The organism is Actinosynnema sp., from assembly GCF_052038725.1.
The window spans coordinates 1-1889 of record NZ_JBQGCX010001389.1; the positions used below are offsets into that span (position 1 = coordinate 1).

A 1889-nucleotide genomic window follows, 5' to 3' on the forward strand; every position below is an offset into this window, starting at 1 on the left:
ACCGCGCTGATCATGTACACCTCCGGCACCACCGGCCGCCCCAAGGGCGTGCTGCTGTCGCACCTGAACATGCAGGTGCAGGCGATCACCTGCGTGCGGGCGATGGAGATCTTCGACGACTCCGACGTCGGCTTCCTCACCGCGCCGTTCTTCCACATCGCCGGGCTCGGCTCGATCGTGGCGAACATCCTGGTCGGCGGCACGGTGGTGATCCACCCGCTGGGCGCGTTCGACCCGGAGGCGGTGCTCGACGCGTACGAGCGCGAGGGCGCGACGGTGGTGTTCAACGTGCCGCAGCAGTGGGACCTGCTGTGCGCGCAGCCGGGCGTGGCGGAGCGGGACCTGAAGCTGCGGATCATCAGCTGGGGCGCGGCCCCCGCGAGCGACGCGACGCTGCGCGCGATGGCGAAGGCGTTCCCGGACGCGCTGAACGTGGCGGTGTTCGGCCAGACCGAGACCTCGCCGATCACGTGCGTGCTGCGCGGGGAGGACTCGCTGCGCAAGCTCGGCTCCGTCGGCAAGCCGATCCCGACCATCCAGTACCGGGTGGTCGACGAGCTCATGGCGGACGTGGCGCCGGGCGAGGTGGGCGAGATCGTCTACCGGGGGCCGACCGTGACGCGCGGGTACTGGCGCAAGCCGCAGGAGACCGAGGAGGCGTTCGCGGGCGGCTGGTTCCACTCCGGCGACCTGGTCAGGCAGGACGACGAGGGCTTCGTCTGGGTGGTGGACCGCAAGAAGGACATGATCATCAGCGGCGGCGAGAACATCTACTGCGCCGAGGTGGAGAACGCCGTCGCCGAGCACCCGTCGGTGTTGGAGGTCGCGGTGGTCGGGCGGCCGGACGAGCGGTGGGGGCAGGTGCCGGTGGCGTTCGCGGCCGTCGCGGGGTCGCTGTCGCTGCCGGAGCTGACCGGGTTCCTGGACGGGCGGCTGGCCTCGTTCAAGATGCCCAAGGACCTGGTTGTGCTCCCGGCGCTGCCGCGCAACGCGGGCGGCAAGGTGGTCAAGGGCGAGCTGCGCGCGCTGGACGCGGGGCGGTCGACCGGGGGCTGAGCGCGGTGCGGGGGAGGCGGGTCGGGGCTTCCCGGCCCGCCTCCCCCAAGTCCGAAGAGGACGGTCAGCGCACCCGGAACCGCTTCAGCAGCGCCAGTTGCCGGTTGGTGCTGCGGATGAAGTCGGACACGGGCGCCTTCGGCGACGGCCCGAGGGGCCTCAGCCGCTGCTCGGCGATGGTCTGGCTCTCGGTGTACTTGCGGATGCCCTCGGCGCCGTGCCGCCTGCCGAGCCCGCTGTCCCCCATGCCGCCCATGCCCGCCTCGACGCTGCCCGCCGCCGCCATCGCGCCGTCGTTGACGTTGACCGACCCGGACCGGATGCGCAGCGCCATCCGCTGGGCCGTGCGGCTGTCGCGCGACCAGATCGACGCGGACAGCCCGTAGGCCCCCTGGTTGGCGAGCGCGACGGCCTCGTCGTCGGTGCGGAACGGGTAGAGCGAGAGCACCGGCCCGAACGTCTCCTCGCCGTGCACGGCCATGTCGCGCGTGACGCCCTCCAGCACGGTCGGCTCGTAGCACAGCGGCCCGACGTCCGGCCGCGCCCTGCCGCCCGCGAGCACGGTCGCGCCCTTGGCCACCGCGTCGCCCACGTGCGCCTCGACGGACGCGAACTGGGCGGGTGAGACGAGCGGGCCGAGGTCCGAGGCGTAGTCGTAGCCCTGGCCGAGGCGGAGCGCGTTCGTCGCGCGCACGAGGGCGTCGCGGTAGGCGCCGTAGACCTCCTCGTGCACGTAGACGCGCTCGACGTGGACGCACATCTGCCCGCTGTTGGCGAAGGCGGCGGGGATGGTGCCCGCCACGGCGGCCTCCACGTCGGCGTCCGCGCGCACC

2 protein-coding genes are annotated in these 1889 nt (G+C 72.9%); one reads left to right on the forward strand and one right to left on the reverse strand.

From position 1 onward, the window contains the following. Positions 1-1056, forward strand: a 1056-nt coding sequence (locus ACTUAL_RS29380; RefSeq protein WP_440902515.1) for an AMP-binding protein, incomplete at its 5' end; no start/stop codon positions are given. 64 nt (positions 1057-1120) lie between these two features. Here ACTUAL_RS29380 and ACTUAL_RS29385 read toward each other — a convergent pair. Continuing rightward, positions 1121-1889 (reverse strand): aldehyde dehydrogenase family protein (locus ACTUAL_RS29385; protein ID WP_440902516.1); only part of this gene is annotated, 769 nt, incomplete at its 5' end.